Source organism: Clostridium bornimense (assembly GCF_000577895.1).
GTDB lineage: Bacteria > Bacillota > Clostridia > Clostridiales > Clostridiaceae > Clostridium_AN > Clostridium_AN bornimense.
The window spans coordinates 2,735,763-2,752,365 of sequence record NZ_HG917868.1 but is presented as its reverse complement, the minus strand read 5'-3'; the positions used below and the strand labels follow the sequence as shown (position 1 = coordinate 2,752,365).

At 30.0% G+C, this 16,603-nt stretch carries 14 protein-coding genes; all 14 read left to right on the top strand.

Annotated features, from left to right (window positions below):
* The first annotated feature begins 121 nt into the window (after positions 1–121).
* The 14 genes from glmU to CM240_RS12480 all read left to right on the top strand — a co-directional run bounded on the left by glmU (position 122) and on the right by CM240_RS12480 (position 16,602).
* On the top strand, positions 122–1,498 hold the full coding sequence (gene glmU, locus CM240_RS12545; RefSeq protein ID WP_044039458.1) for a bifunctional UDP-N-acetylglucosamine diphosphorylase/glucosamine-1-phosphate N-acetyltransferase GlmU: 1,377 nt from the start codon (positions 122–124) through the stop codon (positions 1,496–1,498).
* Between the two features lie 14 nt (positions 1,499–1,512).
* The gene (locus CM240_RS12540) at positions 1,513–2,469 is read left to right on the top strand and encodes a ribose-phosphate diphosphokinase (protein ID WP_044039457.1); all 957 of its coding nucleotides are present in this window, start codon (positions 1,513–1,515) and stop codon (positions 2,467–2,469) included.
* Positions 2,470–2,797: 328 nt separating this feature from the next.
* Entirely contained in the window at positions 2,798–3,673 is an 876-nt protein-coding gene (locus tag CM240_RS12535; protein WP_423219476.1) for a Rossmann-like and DUF2520 domain-containing protein, read from the top strand.
* Positions 3,660–4,484, top strand: coding sequence for a 3-methyl-2-oxobutanoate hydroxymethyltransferase (gene panB / locus CM240_RS12530; RefSeq protein ID WP_044039455.1), 825 nt, complete (start codon positions 3,660–3,662; stop codon positions 4,482–4,484). The genes CM240_RS12535 and panB overlap by 14 nt, the downstream gene beginning before the upstream one ends.
* Positions 4,485–4,495: 11 nt before the next feature.
* Complete coding sequence (panC, locus tag CM240_RS12525; RefSeq protein WP_044039454.1) at positions 4,496–5,338, top strand: pantoate--beta-alanine ligase; 843 nt, start codon at positions 4,496–4,498, stop codon at positions 5,336–5,338.
* Between the two features lie 16 nt (positions 5,339–5,354).
* Positions 5,355–5,744, top strand: coding sequence for an aspartate 1-decarboxylase (gene panD / locus CM240_RS12520; RefSeq protein ID WP_044039453.1), 390 nt, complete (start codon positions 5,355–5,357; stop codon positions 5,742–5,744).
* 205 nt (positions 5,745–5,949) lie between these two features.
* Positions 5,950–6,630, top strand: coding sequence for a response regulator transcription factor (locus tag CM240_RS12515; protein ID WP_044039452.1), 681 nt, complete (start codon positions 5,950–5,952; stop codon positions 6,628–6,630).
* Positions 6,630–8,063, top strand: a complete 1,434-nt coding sequence (locus tag CM240_RS12510; RefSeq protein ID WP_044039451.1) for a sensor histidine kinase — start codon at positions 6,630–6,632, stop codon at positions 8,061–8,063. The genes CM240_RS12515 and CM240_RS12510 overlap by 1 nt, the downstream gene beginning before the upstream one ends.
* Positions 8,064–8,068: 5 nt before the next feature.
* Entirely contained in the window at positions 8,069–9,085 is a 1,017-nt protein-coding gene (locus CM240_RS12505) for a S1C family serine protease (protein ID WP_044039450.1), read from the top strand.
* Between the two features lie 40 nt (positions 9,086–9,125).
* On the top strand, positions 9,126–9,695 hold the full coding sequence (gene pth / locus CM240_RS12500; RefSeq protein ID WP_044039449.1) for an aminoacyl-tRNA hydrolase: 570 nt from the start codon (positions 9,126–9,128) through the stop codon (positions 9,693–9,695).
* Between the two features lie 10 nt (positions 9,696–9,705).
* Positions 9,706–13,212, top strand: coding sequence for a transcription-repair coupling factor (mfd, locus tag CM240_RS12495; RefSeq protein WP_044039448.1), 3,507 nt, complete (start codon positions 9,706–9,708; stop codon positions 13,210–13,212).
* Positions 13,213–13,272: 60 nt separating this feature from the next.
* Entirely contained in the window at positions 13,273–14,262 is a 990-nt protein-coding gene (locus CM240_RS12490) for a SurA N-terminal domain-containing protein (protein ID WP_044039447.1), read from the top strand.
* A gap of 193 nt (positions 14,263–14,455) precedes the next feature.
* The gene (gene spoVT, locus CM240_RS12485; protein WP_044039446.1) at positions 14,456–15,004 is read left to right on the top strand and encodes a stage V sporulation protein T; all 549 of its coding nucleotides are present in this window, start codon (positions 14,456–14,458) and stop codon (positions 15,002–15,004) included.
* Positions 15,005–15,060: 56 nt separating this feature from the next.
* On the top strand, positions 15,061–16,602 hold the full coding sequence (locus CM240_RS12480) for a putative polysaccharide biosynthesis protein (RefSeq protein ID WP_044039445.1): 1,542 nt from the start codon (positions 15,061–15,063) through the stop codon (positions 16,600–16,602).
* The last annotated feature ends 1 nt before the right edge of the window (position 16,603 follow it).

Here is a 16,603-nt window from a genome sequence, read left to right as displayed (position 1 = left end):
TGTAAATGAGATTTTATTATTTTAAGATAGAATTTTACGCGGTTGAAAATATATGTACTATAAAATATAATAATATATGTTATATAAAAATATATATCAAATATTTAGTAGAGGTGTAAATATGTATAAGTGTGCATTGGTTTTAGCAGCGGGGCAAGGTACTAGAATGAAATCAAAGCTTCCAAAGGTATTGCATAAGGTATGTGGAAAGAGCATGGTAAATCATGTTATAGATACATTAAGAAAAGTTAATATAGATGATGTTAATGTAATAATAGGTACAGGGGCTGAGCTTGTTCGTGAAAGTACAGAAGATAAAAAAGTTAGCTATTCGTTACAAGAAGAGACATTAGGTACTGGACATGCGGTAATATGTGCTAAAGAATTTTTAAAGGGAAAAAAGGGTATTGTTGCTATAGCAAATGGTGATGCACCACTAATAGAGCCTGAAACATTGGAAAATGTGATAAATAGTCATATAAATGAAAAGAACTATGGAACAATAATTACATCTATTATTGAAGATTCTACAGGTTACGGAAGAATAGTAAGAAATAATGAAGGTAATGTTGAATCTATAGTTGAACATAAAGATTGTAATGAAGAACAATTAGAAATAAAAGAGATAAATGCAGGTATGTATATATTTGATATAGAAGAATTACTACAAGCATTAGATAAGTTAAGTAATAATAATTCACAAAAAGAATATTATCTAACAGATGTAATAGAAATAATGGCTAAAAAAGGTTTAAAGGTAGGATCTGTAGTAGCACCGTTTGAGGAAACATTGGGAGTAAACTCTAGAGTGCAGTTAGCGGAAGTAGAGTCTATAATGAGAAAAAAAATAAATGAAAGACACTTGGTAAATGGTGTAACAATAATTGATCCAAGTAACACTTATATAGGAAGAGACGTAAAAATAGAAAATGATGTCATCATTTATCCAGGTTGCATATTAGAAGGAAATACAATAATATCTGAGGATTGTGTAATTCTACAAAATAGTAGAATTGTAGATAGTTTTATTGGAAAAGGTACAGAAGTACAAAGTTCTGTTATTCTACAAAGTAAAGTTGGAGAAAATACTCATGTTGGACCATTTGCATATATCAGACCAGAATCAATTATAGGTGATGATGTAAAAATAGGTGATTTTGTAGAAATTAAAAAATCAACTATAGGAAATGGAACAAAGGTTTCACATTTAACTTACGTAGGTGATGCAGAAGTAGGGAAAAATGTAAACTTCGGTTGTGGTACTGTAACAGTAAATTATGATGGCAATAAAAAGCATTTAACTAAAATAGGAGATAATGCTTTTGTTGGATGTAATACAAATCTTGTAGCACCAGTTGAAGTTGAAGAAGGAGCATATATTGCAGCTGGATCCACAATAACAACTACGGTGCCTAGCGATGCATTAGCGGTTGCTAGAGCAAAACAAGTTAATATAAAAAATTGGGTTAGTAGAAGAGGGTTATATCATAAAAAATAAGGAGGCCAATGTTAATGATTTCACATGGCAAGAATATCAAAATATTTGCAGGAAACTCACATCAACAGTTAGCACAGGATATAGCAGACATATTAGGTGTATCAGTTGGAAAATCTAAGGTTTCTAAATTTTCAAATGGAGAGATATCAGTAGATATTGATGAAAGTGTTAGAGGAGCTCATGTATTTGTAGTTCAACCAACAGCAGATCCTATTAATGATTCATTAATGGAACTTTTAATAATGATAGATGCTTTCAAAAGAGCATCAGCAGGTAAGATAACAGCAGTTATTCCTCATTATGCATATGCAAGACAAGATAGAAAAGCAAAAGCTAGACAGCCAATAACAGCTAAGCTTGTAGCTAATCTTATTCATACTGCTGGAGCAGATAGAGTTTTAACTATGGACTTACATGCAACTCAAATTCAAGGATTCTTTGATATACCAGTAGATCACTTAGAAGGAGTTCCTTTAATTGCTAATTATATTAAAGAACTAGATATAGACCCAGAAGAATTAGTAGCTGTATCGCCAGACATAGGTGGAGTTAAAAGAGCTAGAAATTTTGCAGAAAAATTACACATACCATTAGCAATAGTTGATAAAAGAAGACCAAAACCAAATGTATCTGAGGTTATGAATGTAATCGGAGATATAAAAGGTAAAACAGTAGTTATGATAGACGACATGATAGATACTGCAGGATCAATAGTTAATGCAGCTGAGGCATTAATGAAGATGGGAGCTAAAGAAGTTTATGCATCTTGTACTCATCCAGTATTATCAGGACCAGCTATAGAAAGAATAGAAAATTCTTGTATAAAACAACTAGTAGTTTTAGATACTATAGCATTACCAGAAGAAAAAAGAATTGATAAAATAAAAGTTTTATCAGTGGCACCAATTTTTGCAGAAGCTATAAGAAGAATCTATGAGGATCTTCCAGTTTCAATAATATTTAAAGACTGATAGGATATCTATCGTTTAGTAGTTGTGGAAGAGCTATCGCATTAACAAATGAAAATTTGTAGGCGATAGCCTTTTTTAAAATTAGCAATTGACGATTCACAATTCTCAATTAAGGTGGAAATTCTTGCGGAATTTCTTGAATTGTGAATTATTCATATAAACATAAATTTATTATGCAACACCAATTTATATAGCTATTAGTTAGTAGGAAAAGAAATTTTATCCAACTATTGTTGATAAAAAAATAATATGTTATAGTCTATATGGGTAGTATCAAATTAAGAACTACACCTAAAAGTCTTGAAGAAATAATTATGAGCACACTAACATAGGTGGTGATGCTATGAAAATAGGATTTTTCGGAGCCGGTAAGGTTGCCGTATCCTTAGGAAAGTATTTTAAAATTAATGGATTAGATATTGCAGGTTTTTATTCTAAAACTTTTGCCTCGACTGAATTTGCGAGAGACTTTACAGAGACTAATGGCTATAGTGATTTAGAATCTTTTGTTTTAGATTGTGATATTATATTCATAACAACTAATGATGATGAATTGGTCAATGGATTTAACGAGATATCAAATTTTAGTTTAGAAAATAAGATAATTGTAAATACCTCAGGCTCATATTCTTCAAGTATATTCTCTAATGCTAGAGAATTAGGTGCATTTCCGTATTCATTACACCCAATCTATCCATTCTCGGATAAAGAAACATCATATAAGAATCTAGGACAAGCTGTTTTCACATTAGAAGGATCAGATGAAAAGCTATTACTTGTTAAAAATCTAGTAGAAAGCTGTGGAAATAAAGTTATTCTAATAGATGGTGATAAAAAAACTTATCATCTGGCATGTGCTATGGCATCAAATTTAGTTTTATCTTTGTTATCAGTAAGCTCAAAGTATTTACAAAGGGTTGGATTTAGCGAGAAAGACAGTATTGAAGCATTACGTCCGCTGATTGAAAGTAATGTTAAGAGTATCTTTGACAAAGGATTTGTTAATTCCTTAACAGGTCCTGTAGTTAGAGGTGATGTAGATACTATAGAAGGTCATTTGAGTAAGCTAGATGAAGAAGACAAAGATGTTTATAAAAGGCTGTCTCTAGAGTTATTAGAATTATCAATGAAGAGAAATGGATTAAATAGTAAGTATGAAAAAATAGATTCCATATTAGGGGGAAATGAAGATGAAAAACACTAGTGCAACATTTATTGAAATGAAAAAAAGAGGAGAAAAGATATCGATGTTAACAGCTTATGATTATTCTACAGCTAAACTCATTGATTCTTGTAATATAAATTCTATTTTAGTTGGAGACTCTTTAGGAATGGTATGTTTAGGATATAAGGATACCTTGGCTGTTACCATGGAGGATATGATACATCATACTAAGGCTGTAACTCGTGGAGTAGAAAATGCTTTAGTAATAGGTGATATGCCATTTATGAGTTATACAAATGTTGAAGATGCAGTAAAGAACGCAGGAAGACTTATAAAGGAAGGTGGAGCTGGTGCTGTTAAGCTTGAAGGTGGAGCTAAGGTAGCAAAGCAAGTAGAAGCTATAGTTGATGCTCAAATCCCTGTTGTAGGACATATTGGATTAACACCACAATCAATAAATATTTTTGGTGGATTTAAGGTTCAAGGTAAAAATGAAGAAGCAGCAAAACAGCTTATAGAAGATGCTAAGACACTAGAAAAAGCAGGAGCTTTTGCTATCGTTTTAGAATGTATACCAAGAGATTTAGCAGAGCTTATAACTAATGCTATATCTATTCCAACTATAGGTATAGGAGCTGGAGAGTGCTGTGATGGACAAGTACTTGTTTATCAAGATATGATATCTATGTTCCAAGGATTTAAGCCTAAGTTTGTAAAAGAGTATGCTAATGTGGGAGAAATTATGATGGAAGCTTTCAAAGCATATGATAAAGAAGTAAAAAGTGGTGTATTTCCAGAAGAAAAACATTGCTTTAGCATAGATGCAGCGGCTTTAGCTAAGTTATATTAGGAGGGAAATTTATGAAAGTTGTATATACAATAAGTGAAGTTAGGGAACTAGTTAAACAATATAAAAGAGATGGACTTAAAGTAGGGTTTGTGCCTACAATGGGATATCTTCATGAAGGTCATGGTTCTTTAATAAAAAGAGCTAAAGATGAGAATGATATTGTAATAGTATCTACTTTTGTAAATCCAATTCAATTTGGACCTAATGAGGATTTAGATAAATATCCTAGAGATCAAAAAAGAGATGAAGAAGTTTGTGAGACTTATGGTGGAGATGTGATGTTTTTACCTTCTGTAGAAGAAATGTATCCTGAAGAAAGAAAAACTACAGTAACGGTAGAAGGGCTTACAGCAGGTCTCTGCGGTGCAAAAAGACCAGGCCATTTTAATGGAGTGACTACAGTTGTAACAAAACTTTTCAATATAGTATTGCCAGATAGAGCTTATTTTGGGCAAAAGGATGCACAACAACTTATGGTTATAAAGAAAATGGTAAGAGATCTTAATAGTCCTGTAGAAGTGATAGGATGTCCTATTGTTAGGGAAGAAGATGGATTAGCTAAGAGTTCTAGAAATAAATATCTAGGAGAAGAGGAAAGAAAGGCAGCATTAGTGCTTTCAAGAGGTTTAAAGGAAGCTAAAAAGGCTATAGACAATGGTGAAAAAGTAAGTAAAAATGTTATTTCAATCATTAGCGATGTTATTAATAAAGAGCCTTTAGCAAAAATTGATTATGTAAGTATTGTGGATATAAATACTATGGAAGATGTAGAAGAAATAGGCAGTGGTGTGCTAATTGCTATGGCAGTATATATAGGAAAAACAAGATTAATTGATAATATTATATTAGAATAGCAGGGGGATGAGACAAATGCAATTAACTATGCTAAAAAGTAAAATACATAGAGCTATTGTAACAGAAGCTAATGTAAATTACGTAGGAAGTATAACAATAGATAAGGATTTATTAGATGCAGCAGGAATATTAGAGTACGAAATGGTACAAGTTGTTGATGTTGATAATGGAAGTAGACTTGAAACATATACTATACCAGGAGAAAGGGGAACAGGTATCATCAGCTTAAATGGGGCGGCGGCGAGACTTGTTCAACCGGGAGATAAAGTTATAATAATGGCATATGCTCAATTTACTAGAGAAGAGGCATTAGAACATAAGCCAACAGTAGTTCTCGCTGATGAAAATAATAAGGTTTCTGAAATATTCCATTATGAATCACATGGAGAAGTGAAAGGAAATTAATAGATTCTTTATTTTTAGAATAAAAGTTAGCAAAAAGTTAAGAATTATTAAGGAGGATTTTGCCTCCTTTTTTTGAATATAAGAAAATATACACAGTGTTTTTAGCCTTAAGTGGAAGGCCTACAAGTAGTAGCTTTTCATTTTGTTGTTGTAAAAATAAATAATTATTGAGGAAATATTTATTATAAACTTGGAGGTAGTATATATGAATAACAAAATTTTAATAGTAGATGATGATAAAAATATTTGTGAACTGATAAAGTTATATGTAGAGAGTGAAGGCTTTGTCACAAAGGTAATTAGTGAAGGGGATAAAGTTTTTGATACTTTTAAGGAGTGGCAGCCTGATTTAATAGTATTAGATGTAATGTTACCAGGTAAAAGTGGTTTTGAAATATTAAAAGATATAAAAGAAGACAGCAATGTTCCTGTAATTATGTTAACAGCTAAAGGAAGTACTTATGATAAAATTACAGGATTAGATTCAGGTGCTGATGATTATATTGTTAAACCTTTTGATGCAAGAGAATTAATAGCTAGAATTAAGGCTGTACTTAGAAGAAGTAATGGAAGCGAAAATAATGATAATGATGTTTTAGTATTTAATGATTTAAAGATAGATATATCGTCTTATACAGTTTATTTAGGAGAAAAAGAAATAAAAATGCCACCAAAAGAATTAGAACTTTTGCATTTTTTAGCTATGAATAAAAATAAGGTATTTACTAGAGAAGAATTATTATGTAGAGTGTGGGGTTATGATTATCCAGGTGATTCAAGAACTGTGGATGTTCATATTAAGAGAATTAGAGAAAAGGTATCTGATGGAGAAGGTTGGTCTCTGCAAACTGTTTGGGGAGTAGGATATAAATTTGAGGTGAAATAATGCGAGGAGAAAGTAAAAAGAGAAAACTTTTTTCTAAGATAATAGGGGCCTATATAAGTATTTTTATGGCAAGTTTTATAGGGTTAACTATATTATTAGCATTTCTATATAGAAATATTTATTATGAGAACAGAAATGAAGATATTGAGCAGACATCCATAATACTCTCTGTGGTTATAGAAGAATATTATGAAGGTAGTGTAAGTGAAAGTTTATTAAGTGATTCAATAATAGGCATAGAAAATACAAAACGGTATAAAGTAGCATTAGCTGATTCAGTTGGTAATATTTTTATGAGTTCCGATGATAAGGAAGCTATTATAGGTAAGAAGATAGATAACAAATATCTTGAAAAGTTAAAGCAGGGTGAAATTATAGATAGAAATGGACCTACGAATATCTTTACAAACTTAAATAAGGAAGTTTATGTTGCACCAGTAATTAGAGATAATAAATTTTTAGGTGCAATACTTATAAGTGAAAGTTCAATGTATTTTACAAAGGGCATGGTTACATTTTTATTAAAGACATCTACTATGGCTGTAATAATAGCTCTTATAGGAGCATTAAGTTTCTACTTGTTTACTAGAAGAAGAATAGTAAAACCTATAGTGGAGATTAATAGAGCATACCATAAGATATCTCAGGGAGATTTTACAACAAGAGTTGAGATTCAAGGATTAGATGAGATTGCAGAACTTGGAAGGGCGTTTAATAGAACTGCTGAATATATGGAAACTTTAGATAACAATAGTAAAGAATTCATTTCAAATGTATCTCATGAATTAAGATCACCAATGACTTCCATTAAAGGGTTTATTGGAGGAATTTTAGATGGGATTATACCTAGTGATAAACAAGGACATTATTTGTCATTAGCATACGATGAGATTGATAGATTAGCTAGACTTATTAATGATTTATTAAATTTATCTACATTAGAATCTGGAAATGTTGAATTGGAAATAACATCATTTGATATTATTAAGTTAATCAGAGATCAAGTAGATTATTTTCAACCGTTATTTGCAAGAAAGAGACTAAATGTAGAGATAATATATGATGAGAAAGAGCTTTATGTAGTATCAGATAGAGATAGAGTTATTCAAGTATTAGTTAATTTGATAGATAACGCTATAAAGTATTGCAATGAAGAAGGAATAGTAAAAATAGAAGTTAAGATAAGTAGAGATAAAGTTTTTATATCTATATATAATAGTGGAGCATCTATTAGTGAGGATGGATTAAAGCATATATGGGAGAGGTTTTATAAAGGTGATAAATCTAGAACTATTAAAGAATCTACTGGTTTAGGATTATCTATAGTTAGGAATATAATAAAGAGTTTAAATGAAGATATAATTGTTGAGAACAAAAGAGAAGGCGGAGTACAATTTACATTTAGTATAAAGAGACTACAGATTAGGGAGTGATTTCTTTGAAAAAAGAAAGATTTGATGATGAGAAAAAAGGATTTATTCATTATGAATTAAATAAAAGAAGAAAAGCTACAAAGGTTATCGTGAAATATAGTAATGTAGTTTTTATATCTGTAGCTATAAATATACTATGTATATTTTTATATCATCAATTTATACTAGTAAAATATAGACAACAAAACTCATCAAAAATATTAGATATACAAAATAATGCTGTTGAGCAGATTTTTTGGAATATAAGTCCTTATGTACTTAGTGTAAGCGATGAGAATAATGAAAATTCTACAATGGGGATATTATATAAAAGAGGAGGATATGTTTTAACGACATATTCCAATATAAAAGATGATGAAAGTATAGTTATTAATGATGATGGAGTTTCTATGAATGGTAAGGTGATAGGAAAAGATGATAAAGTAGATATAGCTGTTATTAAAATAGAAGGAGAATCATCATTATCAGGGTATAACGAGGGATTACCGATCCTTAAAAAAGGAGATACTATTTATGGATTTTATGATGAGGAGTTTAAAAAACAGGTATCAATAGGATCCATAATGGAGATTTTTTCAAAAGATAATGTGTATCATATAAAAAATAATATTACTAATGTAGGTGATGTAGGAGTATTTATTAATAATAAAAGTGAAATAGTAGGTATAAAGAATTCTAAAGACTCTTCAGATATTATTTATATAGGAGACATAATAAATAGTGCAGAAGGTATAATAAGAGATTATGAAGGTAAATCTAGCAATATGGGATTGGTAGGAAGAGATACCACTGAAGAAGATGAAGTAGATAAAGGTGCATATATTATTAATGTATCTGGAGTATATAAAAATAGTGGACTTATGCCAGGCGATATAGTTATAAGTGTTAATGGAAAGAAAATAGATAATTATAAAACTTTTGAAGAATTTATGGAAAAAAACTATTTCAATTCTAAGATAAAATGTAATATAGTAAGAGATAGAAAGATTATAGAATTTACAATTGAAAATAATATTGGCTAGGGATTACTCTAGCCTAAATTCATGAATAAAGGTGATAAGTATGATATTAGTAGTAGGATTAGGAAATATAGGTGCTAAGTATGATAAAACTAGACATAACGTTGGTTTTGATGTTATAGATGTTTTAGCAGATAGACATAATATTTCAGTTAATAAAGAAAAGTTTAAAGGGGTATATGGCGAAGGATTTATTGGAAACAAAAAAGTTATATTATTAAAGCCTTCAACTTATATGAATCTAAGTGGTGAAAGTATTGTAGAGGTAGTTAATTTTTATAAGCTTTCTTCTAATGAAGTTATTGTAATATATGATGATATTTCATTAAGTGTTGGTAGACTTAGAATTAGAGATAAAGGAAGTGCCGGAGGACATAATGGAATTAAAAGTGTTATTGCAAATTTAAAGACAGATGAATTTCCTAGAGTAAAAGTAGGGGTAGGGGCTCCAAAAAATAATTTAATAGAGCATGTTTTAGGTGTATTTGATAAGGAGGAAAGAGCTATAGTAGAAAAGGTATTTGAATCTAGTGCTGATGCTGTTGAAGAGATGATAGCTAATGGTGTCAATGCATCTATGAATAAATATAATGGACTAAATATAAATTCTTAGAGGTGTAAAAATGAGATTACAAGGTCTTTTTACCCCAATAGTAAGTAGTGGGAAATTTGAAAATGTATTAAGGGGTATAAAAAATAATCAATTTCCTATCAATATAAATGGATTATCAGAATCCGGTAAAGCTTATGCAATATGGTCATTATTTGAAAGTAGTGATGATTCTATAGTAATTTTTACATCTTCAGATGTAGAAAGTAAAAAATTACATGAAGAATTAAGCTTTTTTACAACAAATGCATATTATTTTCCAACGAAAGATATAGTTTTTTATAATATTACAGCTATATCTGGAGATTTAATTTGGGAAAGATTAAAGGTATTTAAAGAATTAGTCGGTAATGGAAAGAGGATAATAGTTACTAGTATAGAAACATTAAGGGGTCTTTACATACCTATAGATGTTATGAAGAAATATCATTTTAAACTAAAAGAAGGTAAAGAAGTAGATGAATTAGAGTTAGTTGAAAAGTTAGTTGAAAGTGGTTATGAACGTGTAGAAGTCGTGGAGGGTAGAGGTCAATTTTCAAAAAGAGGTGGAATTATAGATATATTTCCGCCAGTATCTAGATATCCATATAGAATTGAATTATTTGGAGATGAAATAGATTCTATAAGAACTTTTAATGTTGAATCACAACGTAGCATAGAAAAAGTAAAAACTGCCGAAATTACTCCAGCTAAGGAAGTTATAATACCTAAGAGTATTTGTAATGATTCTATAGAGAGAATAAAAGAGGACTTAGAAAAAGTTAAGATTAGCTTAGGAAATAACAACGAAGCAAAAGATAAATTATCAGATATAGTAAGTAAGAATATAGAAAGCTTAATTGAGAGAGGTAGTTTTGAAACTGTAGATTCGTATTTGACATATTTTTATGATAAACCTGCAGATTTTCTTGAATACTTTAATAATCCTATAGTAATAGTTGATGAGGTTGATAGATCAGTAGGAAAATTAGAGTCTTTAGGTTATGAATTTTTAGAAGACTATAATACATATTTGAGTAGAGGAGATATATTACCAAGACAGGGTGATATAGTATTGTCTAAAGATGTAATAGTAGAAAAGATAGAAGGTAGTAAATTAATAACTTTAAGTATGCTTACTAAAGGAGATAAATATTTTCCTTCATACTTAACAGTGAATTTTAACCAGACAACTTTAAATTCTTATCAAGGAAAAATGGAATTTTTTATAGATGATATAAAAGAACGAAAAGCTAGTGGAGATAAAATAGTAATTTTAAGTGGTACTAGAGCTAGGGGAGAAAGACTAGAAAAAAACTTAAGAGAAGAAGATATAGAAGCGTTATATAAAGATTCTTTTGATGAAATTTTAGATGGTCAAGTTATTATTACTTTTGGTATGATTGATAAAGGTTTTCAATTTCCAGATTTAGGCCTTAGTGTAATATCAGATAAAGAGCTATTTGGACAAGGAAAAAGAAAGTCAAAAAAGAAGAATAAAGCTAAAGGCATAGGAAAGATAAAAAGTTTTACTGAATTAAATCCTGGTGATTATGTTGTACATGTTAGTCATGGTATAGGTGTATATAAAGGAATAACCCAATTGGAAATAGATAATGTTAAGAAGGATTTCTTAGAAATATCTTATGCTAAAGATGATAAAGTATATGTACCGGTAGAACAATTTGATTTGATTCAAAAATATATAGGTAGTGAAGGAAAGATACCTAAGATAAATAAGCTTGGCGGGAATGAATGGCAAAAGGCTAAAAGTAAAGTAAGGTCATCTATAAATGTTATTGCTGAAGATCTTGTTAAGTTGTATGCAGCGAGATCTGCTATAACAGGATATTCATATAGAAAGGACACTCCTTGGCAAAAACAATTTGAAGATGAATTTCCTTACGAAGAGACGGAAGATCAATTATTGGCTATAGAAGATATAAAGAAAGATATGGAAAGTAATAAACCTATGGATAGACTTCTATGTGGTGATGTAGGATATGGTAAGACAGAAGTAGCTATGAGAGCAGCATTTAAATCAGTCATGGATGGAAAGCAAGTAGCAATTTTAGTGCCTACAACAATTTTAGCAGAGCAGCACTTTAAAAATTTTAAAGAAAGATTTTCAGGGTTTCCTGTAAATATAGATATGATATCTAGATTTAAGACAGCAGCTAGTATAAAGAAGACATTAACAGCATTAAAAGAAGGAAATGTAGATATACTTATAGGAACTCATAAAATTTTAGGTGCATCTGTACAATTTAAAGATTTAGGGCTATTAATTATAGATGAAGAACAACGTTTTGGAGTAAAGCATAAAGAAAAAATTAAAGAGTTTAAGAAAAATGTAGACGTATTAACACTTACAGCAACACCAATACCAAGAACATTACATATGTCTTTAACTGGAGTTAGAGGTATTAGTGTTATAGAAACGCCGCCAGAAAATAGATACCCAGTACAAACCTATGTAGTAGAATACAATGACCAATTAATAAGAGATGCAATACTTAGGGAGATTAATCGAGGTGGTCAAGTATTTTTTGTATATAACAGAGTGGAATCTATAATGGAGATGGAAAGTTATCTATCCAATATAGTACCAGAAGCTAAAATAATAACTGCTCATGGAAGAATGAAAGAAAATGAATTAGAAAACGTAATGGTATCTTTCATGAAAGGTGAGTATGATATACTTTTAGCTACTACAATAATAGAAACAGGAATTGATATTCAAAATGCAAATACTATGATTATATATGATGCAGATAAGATGGGATTATCTCAACTATACCAGTTAAGAGGTAGAGTCGGAAGGACCAATAGAATGGCTTATGCATATCTTATGTATAGAAAAGATAAAGTTCTTACTGAAGTAGCAGAAAAAAGACTTAAAGCAATTAAAGATTTTACCGAACTTGGATCAGGATTTAAGGTAGCTATGAGAGACTTAGAAATAAGAGGTGCGGGTAATTTGATGGGATCAGCACAACATGGTCATATGGCTTCTATAGGATATGATTTGTATTGTAAGATGTTAGAGGATACTATAAAAGTTATTAAAGGTGAAATTGATAAAGAAGTTGTTGATACAGTGGTAGATATAAAAGTAAATGCATATATTCCAAATAATTATATAGAAGATGAAGTAACTAAGATTGAAATCTACAAGAAGATAGCCTCTATAGAGTCGAAGGAAGAAAAGGAAGAAATTATTGAAGAGATAATTGATAGATTTGGGGATATACCAACTTCAGTAAATAATTTAATAGATATATCTTATATAAGGGTATTAGGTAAAAATCTTGGAATTATTGAAATAAAGGATAAGAATTCTTTAATAGATATTAAGTTTGATAATAGAGATAGAATTACAGGTAACATGATAACTAATGTTGTAGAAAAATATTCTAGAAGAATATCATTTAAAGATGGTGAGAATCCTGTAATGTCTTACTCAATAGAAAAACGAGATAAAATTTTAGTGGAAATAAAAACTATTATTGAAGATATAACAAAATTTGTTGAAGAGTAAGAAAAATGTGGTAAAATTATAGAAGGTAAATAAATAACAATAGCAAAGGTGGGAATAGGAGTGAAAAGGGTAAGAAATACTGTTATAGCAATGGGGATTATTTTATCTACAATAGGTTTGACATCATGTACATTTATTGAAAGAACAGATGCAGCTAAAGGGAAGCAAGTAGTTGCTAAAGTTGGGGATACTGAAATTAAAAGATCAGATGTTGAAGAAAAAATGACAAGTTATAAAGATACTTTAAAAGAAAAGTATGGAGATAATTACTTAGAAAATGATGAAGCTGTCTCAACTCTTAATCAAGCTAAGCAATCTGAATTAGATAATCTTATATATGTTGAATTAGTAAATATGTATATAAAAGATAATAATATAAAGATTGATGATACTAAAAAACAAGAGTATGTAGACGAAAAGGTTAATTATTATAAGGAGCAATTAGGTGCTTCAGATGATAAGGATTTTGAGACAAAGGCTAAAGAACAACTTGGTGTTACAGTAGATGAGATGAAAGAAATTTTAGGTAATATGTATTTAACACAATGTGCTACTAATTATCTTATGGAACCTAAAACAACTGATGATGCTATAAAGGAATATAAAGAGGAAAATAAAGATGATTACGAAACAAAGTCAAAACAAAAGGCTGTCTTATACATAGTTAATAAAGATAAAGAACAAATTGAAGCTGCAAAGAAAGAGATTGATGCTGGTAAGACTATAGATGAAATTGCTTCAACTTATAGTACTGACAGTGGAAAAGAAAATAACGGCTTCTTTGGATTTATGGATACAGAATCAGAAGATATGTCAAGTATAGATGCAAACTTTGTAAATGCAGTTAAAGGATTAGAAGTAGGTAAAACTTCTGATATAGTTGAATCAGTTGACTTACAATTCGGATATTTTATTATAGGAGTTGTTGATACTGATACCGGTATTAAGTATGAATTAAAGAAAAATGCTATGTCAAATGGAATATATAGTGATTTAAAAGAGATTTATAAAGATAAGTTGAAGACTTATGAAAAGAAGTTAACAAATTAATGTGTATATAAGTAAAGCTGAGAAGAATGGGTTTTGAATCCATTCTTCTCAGTTTTTTTCGTAAGTATGAAAGCGGTGTTAAAGAGACCAAAGATTAAGAGGAATGTATTTTTTTCTTATTTGTAAGTATAAAAATGTTTTTATATAAAGATAATATTAGTACAAGAGTTACTTACAAATAAGGAGGAAAATTATGAAGGCTACAGGAATCGTAAGACGTATTGATGACTTAGGAAGAGTAGTTATACCGAAAGAAATAAGAAGGACATTAAGAATAAGAGAAGGAGATCCTTTGGAAATTTTTACAGATAGAGAAGGGGGAGTTATATTAAAAAAATATTCGCCTATTGGTGAATTAACTAATTTTTCAAAAGAATATGCAGAGGCATTACATCAAACATTAGGTCATATTATAATTATCACAGATAAAGATGGAATAGTATCTGTTGTTGGAGCATCTAAAAAAGAATACTTGGAGAAAAAAATATCTGATAGTTTGGAAGATAATATAAATCAAAGAAAAGTATATTCAATGGATGACACGGATAAAGCTTTACCTATGTATGAAGATGAAGATGTTAGCGAGGTAAGGGCTCAGGTTATAGCTCCAATCATCGCTGAAGGTGATGTTATAGGCTCTGTGATTATCGCATCTAAAGATGAAAGTTCAAAATTTGGAGAAGTAGAAAAGAAAATTGCGGAGACAGCAGCATCATTTCTAGGAAAGCAAATGGAACAATAGGTTATAAAACCTCCATTTTAGCATAATTATTAATTATCCGAGAATGGAGGGATATAATGAAAAAACAATCGTTAGTAAAAGGAACAATAATATTAGGAATGGCCGGCATTATAGCAAAATTTTTAGGGCTATTTTTTAGGTGGCCTTTAGTTATGTTAGTTGGAGATGAAGGCGTTGGTTATTATCAAATGGCTTATCCACTACTAGGGTTCTTTATTGCAGTAGCTAGTGGTATTCCTATAGCTGTATCTAAGTTAGTATCAGAGTGTAATGCTGTAAATGATAGAGAAGGTGCATTTGCTATATTGAAAAAAGCTATAATTATAATGTCAATTATAGGCTGTGGATTTACTTTATCTATGATTTTATTTAGTAATAGTATAATGACTTTTCTAAAATGGGATCATAAGGTGTATTATTCACTTATAGGAGTATCTTTTGCACCAATAATAGTAGGGCTTATGAGTGCATTTAGGGGATTTTTTCAAGGATATCAAAATATGACTCCTACAGCAATATCAGAGATTATAGAACAAATAGGTAGAATAGTTATAGGAATAGGACTAGCATATATATTAGTATCATATGGGGTAGAATATTCAGCTGGTGGAGCTACATTAGGGGCATCAGTTGGTGGATTATTTGGACTCATATATTTATATTTAAAGTACATAAAAGTAAAAAAAGAATGGGGAATAAAGAAAGTAAAAAATGATACAGAGGTAATGAGTAAAGTATTAAGGGTTGCAATTCCTATATCTGTAGGAGCAGCAGTAATATCTTCTGTTAATCTAATTGATTCTGCTTTAGTTCCTCAATTATTAGTAAAAGGTGGACATACATATAAAGAAGCTGCGGTTTTATTAGGTCAGTTATCAGGAAAAGCAGGAATACTTGTCAATGTACCTTTAACGATCTCTATAGCTTTAAGTTCGTCTATTGTGCCTATAATATCTGAATTATTTGCTTTAAATAATAGAGGGGAACTAAAAAGAAAAATAGAGGGAGCTATGAATATATCTATGGCTATTGCACTTCCATCTGCAGTGGGATTAGCAATATTGGCATCACCAATATTAAATACTATATTTCCTGGTCACGGAGATGGAGGAGAGATATTAAGTTATTGTTCAGTAGCAATTCCATTCATGGCAATTACACAAACTTCAACATCAGTACTTCAAGGAACAGGGAAATACATAATGCCTGTAATAAACTTATTAATAGGATGTATAGTTAAGGTAATTGTAACAATAATATTAGTACCTGATATAAGTTTTGGTATAAATGGAGCAGCTATAGGAACAATCATAGGATATGTAGTTACAGCTATATTGAATATATTGTATCTAAAGTTATCTGTAAAAGTAAAAATTAATTATATTAAGATATTTATAAAGAATACTATAACATCTGGGATTATGGGTATATTTGTATATATAGTGTATAATAATTTAAAAGGAAATATTTCATCTGTACCTTTAATAACCTTGATTTCTATAGGGATAGGGGTTATTATTTATACATTATTAGTAATAGTTTTTGGAGTTGTGGATATTAGAGAAGTGAAAAAGAAAGTAAAGAGAAGGAGAGCTTAAG